General features: G+C 67.7%; 6 protein-coding genes. 1 reads left to right on the forward strand and 5 read right to left on the reverse strand.

Annotated elements, in window-relative coordinates; translation table 11 throughout:
• Positions 1 to 191: 191 nt before the first annotated feature.
• From AB0958_RS44690 to AB0958_RS44705, 4 genes are all read right to left on the reverse strand, one after another.
• On the reverse strand, positions 192 to 425 hold the full coding sequence (locus AB0958_RS44690; RefSeq protein WP_366896221.1) for a tectonin domain-containing protein: 234 nt from the start codon (positions 423 to 425) through the stop codon (positions 192 to 194).
• Between the two features lie 408 nt (positions 426 to 833).
• Positions 834 to 1,376, reverse strand: coding sequence for a hypothetical protein (locus tag AB0958_RS44695; RefSeq protein ID WP_366896222.1), 543 nt, complete (start codon positions 1,374 to 1,376; stop codon positions 834 to 836).
• A 288-nt stretch (positions 1,377 to 1,664) separates the two neighbouring features.
• Positions 1,665 to 2,015, reverse strand: coding sequence for an STAS domain-containing protein (locus tag AB0958_RS44700; protein ID WP_366896223.1), 351 nt, complete (start codon positions 2,013 to 2,015; stop codon positions 1,665 to 1,667).
• A 586-nt stretch (positions 2,016 to 2,601) separates the two neighbouring features.
• Positions 2,602 to 2,772: a hypothetical protein gene (locus AB0958_RS44705; protein ID WP_020131495.1), complete on the reverse strand. Its 171-nt coding sequence runs from the start codon at positions 2,770 to 2,772 to the stop codon at positions 2,602 to 2,604.
• Positions 2,773 to 2,980: 208 nt separating this feature from the next.
• Here AB0958_RS44705 and AB0958_RS44710 point away from each other — a divergent pair, with 208 nt between their 5' ends.
• A complete protein-coding gene (locus AB0958_RS44710; RefSeq protein WP_366896224.1) occupies positions 2,981 to 3,268 on the forward strand; it encodes a hypothetical protein in 288 nt (95 codons plus the stop codon).
• Between the two features lie 13 nt (positions 3,269 to 3,281).
• On the opposite strand, the gene AB0958_RS44715 is transcribed toward AB0958_RS44710, so the two are convergent.
• Positions 3,282 to 3,689, reverse strand: coding sequence for a hypothetical protein (locus AB0958_RS44715; RefSeq protein WP_366896225.1), 408 nt, complete (start codon positions 3,687 to 3,689; stop codon positions 3,282 to 3,284).
• Between the last annotated feature and the right edge of the window lie 162 nt (positions 3,690 to 3,851).

The raw sequence follows: 3,851 nt of genomic DNA on the forward strand, positions 1-3,851 counted from the left end.
GGTCCGGTACATCCGAACCGCACGCTCACGCAACTCCAGCGGGTACTTCCTCGGGGCAGGCATCGTCTGGGCTCCTCTCGTGAGACCCATCTGACTCCCTGTCACCCATCCCCGCATCTCGGGGGAACCTCACTACGAATCCCGCACGCCCACGGACGTCGAGCTCGCCGCATGACCCCAGCAACACCGAATCACCCCAAACCCGACAGAGGTGCCTTGACGAAAGACATAGAGGCACCCCCCACGTTCGTCCGGGAGCCCGCGTCGATGCGGACCAGGCTGCCGTTGATGCCCACCCAGTCCGTTGTGCCCTGGTCGCCGGTGTACCGGTAGATGCCGTTCCCCGAGTTCACGCCCCATACCGTCGTCCTGGACCCCGCCGAGGTGGCCGCGAGGCTGCCCCCGATGTTCACCCAATCCGCCACGCCGAAATCCCCTCTGTCGAGCCGGTGTCGGCTCCAACCCTGGGCAATGGAATGACCTCGACGAAAGGGGCGAATACTTGTCTTAACGCAAACGAGCCAGTAAATCGTGATTTCAGTTCCCGTTGCCTTGCAAGGGCGCGGCGGAACCGGCGCGGCCGGGAGCGCTTCGGCCGGACACGCTGTCCCACCCATGGGCTATCGACATGAGCACCGGCCCATGCTCCCCACGAAGCGGCACAGGATTTCCGGTGCATCGGGCGAGGCCGTGGACCTCGGCACGAACGACGCGCGAACAGGTACCGGCCGACAGAGCCCTGTCCGCCAGGGGTCCAGAGGGGTCGCCGCAAGTGCCGCGCGCCCGCCCCTCCCGGCCGGTCGACAGGCAGGCGGGGCGGGCGGGGCGGGCGGTCAGGGGTTGTGGGACATGGTCATGGGGAGGGCCATGAGCTGCACGACGGCGTTGGCCGGGTCGCCGACGGGTGCGAAGTCGACCGGCTGTTGCAGCTGGTAGACGGCGCCCTGCGGGGGGAACACGGTGAGGTTGCTGTTCAGGGTGGTCATCGTCTTGGTGTTGGACAGCACCATCGACTCACCGGTGCCGGGGAACTTCTCGATGGTGAGGGTGAAGTCGTGGAACAGGGTGCTCCTGAACGTCGGCGGCATGTTCGAGAGGACTTCCAGCAGACTGAGGGGCGTGGTGTCGATGTCGGCTTGCGAGAGTGTGACCCTGCCGAGGGTCGGGTGGTCGGCGCTGTACTCCTCGCCGATGATCCTCATCTTCACTCCGCCGAGACCACTGTTGAGGTTCGCCTCGATGCGGACCCTGATGCCGCCCTTGAAGTCGAGCTCGACCATACCGGTCGCGTCGATCTTCAACGGCACGTTCACGGCGTAGCCGGAGCAGGGGATCTCCAGCCCGATCGGGGGTAGCAGGCCGCCAATACTCACCATCGGGACACCTCCGGAGCAGGGGGCCGCGCCGGGCGACGCGGACATGCCGTGCGATTGACGGCTTTCCGCACGCTACCGATCACCACAGGGCCGGGCCTGCTCACGCACCGGGAGACCACGAAAGGATGAATCCGGTGCGACGGCCCAGGCCCAAGCCGTCGGAGCCCGATCCTGCGCGACGCTGACCGCCCGTGCGAAGAGGGCCGGAGTTCGGGGCCCAAGGCCCGGCAGGGGTACGTGAGGGAATCCTTGCGACGCATGCAGCTCTTGGGCGCCTGGCCGGTTTCTTCAGAAGGGGAGGGCGGCCTGGAGCGTGGCATACATCGGCATGACGTTGTCCAGGCCGACGAGGTGCAGGAGCCGCTGCACGGGTGCGGGAACGTTGGCCAGACGGAGCCAGCCGTCGCTGTCCTGCGCGGCACGGTGGGCGTAGACGAGGAAGGAGACGCCGCTGCAGTCCATGAACGTGACGTGTTCGAAGTCGATGACCGTGCGGGGTGCGCATGTCTCGCCTGCGCCGCTGTCGAACACCCAGCCCACGAAGGGCACGCTGCTGCGGTCGATCTCCCCGCTCAGTGTCAGGACGTGCACGCCGGCAGGGGTGGTGTGCTGGGAGACGGCCAGGGGGGATACGTCCATGGGGCCACCTCGTTCTTCCTCCGGAGATCCATGCAACGGAGTCGGTGTCCTCGCCCACGCAAGCGCATGAGCGGTTACAGAGTCAACAAAAGCCGGGTTCGTATACCGCACCACCTCATGGGACGGCGCGCGCTGGTGGCGGGGGCATGGAGGCCCTCAGCTTGCGGGTGAGCCGCCTGTTGATTAAGGACGCGAGGCAGCCGAGAAGACCCCGCGGTGCAGCGTCTGCCGGGTGGCCGGACTGGCAGCACGGCGGCCGATCGCGCCCGCGGCCGTGTAACCCGACTGGTGGCCGAAGCAGCCGTCGACCGCGCCCCCGGCAAGGCTGGCCCCGGCGTCATCGGCCGCGCCTCGTGATGGGACGTGCTCGAGTGCAGCCGGCCGGTGTGAGGTGCGGGTGTGGTGTGGCTGGGGTCCGGTGGTTGGAGGTGCAGATTCCGCTGCTTCACCGGGCCCCAGCTATGGAATCTGGTGCCCGGGAAGGTGGTGGTTACACGGTTTGCCGGAAGTGATGTCGTGCGGCGGGACATGGCTGTGGGCCCCCGAATGTCCCCGGGGGCCCACAGGACTGCTGCTGTTGGCCGGGTTACCAGCGATACCAGCGGCCCTTGCGGCCGCCGGTGCCCGCGCTGCGCATGACGAAGCCCAGCAGCCAGACGACCAGCACGATGACGGCGATCCACCACAGTGCCTTGAGCGCGAAGCCCGCGCCGAAGAGGATCAGAGCCAGCAGAAGAACGAGAAGCAGGGGAACCATAGTTATCAACCTCCGTTGCTCCTGGTGCCCGGCGAATCGAAGAGCACACGGCTGATTCACCTGGTTTCTTCACCGCTCCTGCGGGCACTGGAGCCGGATTCTCCACCGGCGTTCACCAGATCAAACGATAGCGCCGCGTCCGGTTCCGCCGAGGGGACCCCCGGCCCACCAACGTCATCTGCCGGAGATCACTCTGAAGAATCCCAAGATGGCCCTGACCTGGAACCCGCAGGCCGCCGCCATGCCGACCGGCGTGTTCACCCGCTCTGTCGGCATGCGGCTCGCCATCGTCGGCACGGCTCACCTGCAGGTGCGCGACTTGGACCACGGCCTGGAACTCGGCAACCGGTCTGTCGACATCCTCGCCCGCGTCCAGTCCTCCCGGGCCAAGGACTACGTCCGCGAGTTCAACACCGCCCTCGCCCCCTGGCGGCGCGAGCCGGCCGTGCGCGAGTTCCTCCACCGGACCCGCAAGGAGCTCGGCGTCGCCGCGTGACGGCCTGCCCTCCTTAATCGCCGGACGGGCGGAGCGGGATGACGTTGTCGGGGACGGGCTGGTCTTGGCCATCGGGTTGCCGGAGGATGAGGACGGCTGCCGCGAGGGCCATCTGCTCCGCTCGATGCCGGGACTGGGCCTCGGCGGCCCGGGAGTCCTTGAGAGCTTCCTTCAGGCGGACAACTTCTTTGCGAAGCCGCCTTTCGGCCTCCGGCGTCTGGTGCGTTTCCGTACGCACCCGCGCGTAGAACTCCTCCTTGAGGTCGGCATGGCGTTTTTGCAGCGCCATGCGGTGGACACCGGCCTCTGCGGCGAGCGCGACCACCGTGAGGCTGCCGTTGGAGCGGGTGGGCTGGCCGGCCAGGAGGCGGTCCATGGCCGCGCGGATGCGGGAACGCTCGTCCTCGTCCTGCTGGTTCATGCGATGGCCTCCTCGGCGGACTGGGCGCCGGAGTCGTGGGCGTCTGCGAGAGCGCGGAACCGGGCGGGGGTCTGTACGGTGGGCGGTGTAACTCCCGGGCTGGAAGCGACAGTTGATGACTGACGTGACGAGTGACACCGAGGCCGGGAAGGCCGCTGTGAG

This window comes from Streptomyces sp. NPDC006655, from assembly GCF_040703965.1.
Taxonomy (GTDB): domain Bacteria; phylum Actinomycetota; class Actinomycetes; order Streptomycetales; family Streptomycetaceae; genus Streptomyces.

Bases quoted from the DNA above. Each gene is read 5' to 3' on its own strand.
- AB0958_RS44700 (WP_366896223.1), bottom strand. From the start codon at position 2,015: ATGGACGTATCCCCCCTGGCCGTCTCCCAGCACACCACCCCTGCCGGC.
- AB0958_RS44705 (WP_020131495.1), bottom strand. From the start codon at position 2,772: ATGGTTCCCCTGCTTCTCGTTCTTCTGCTGGCTCTGATCCTCTTCGGC.
- AB0958_RS44695 (WP_366896222.1), bottom strand. From the start codon at position 1,376: ATGGTGAGTATTGGCGGCCTGCTACCCCCGATCGGGCTGGAGATCCCC.
- AB0958_RS44710 (WP_366896224.1), top strand. From the start codon at position 2,981: ATGGCCCTGACCTGGAACCCGCAGGCCGCCGCCATGCCGACCGGCGTG.
- AB0958_RS44715 (WP_366896225.1), bottom strand. From the start codon at position 3,689: ATGAACCAGCAGGACGAGGACGAGCGTTCCCGCATCCGCGCGGCCATG.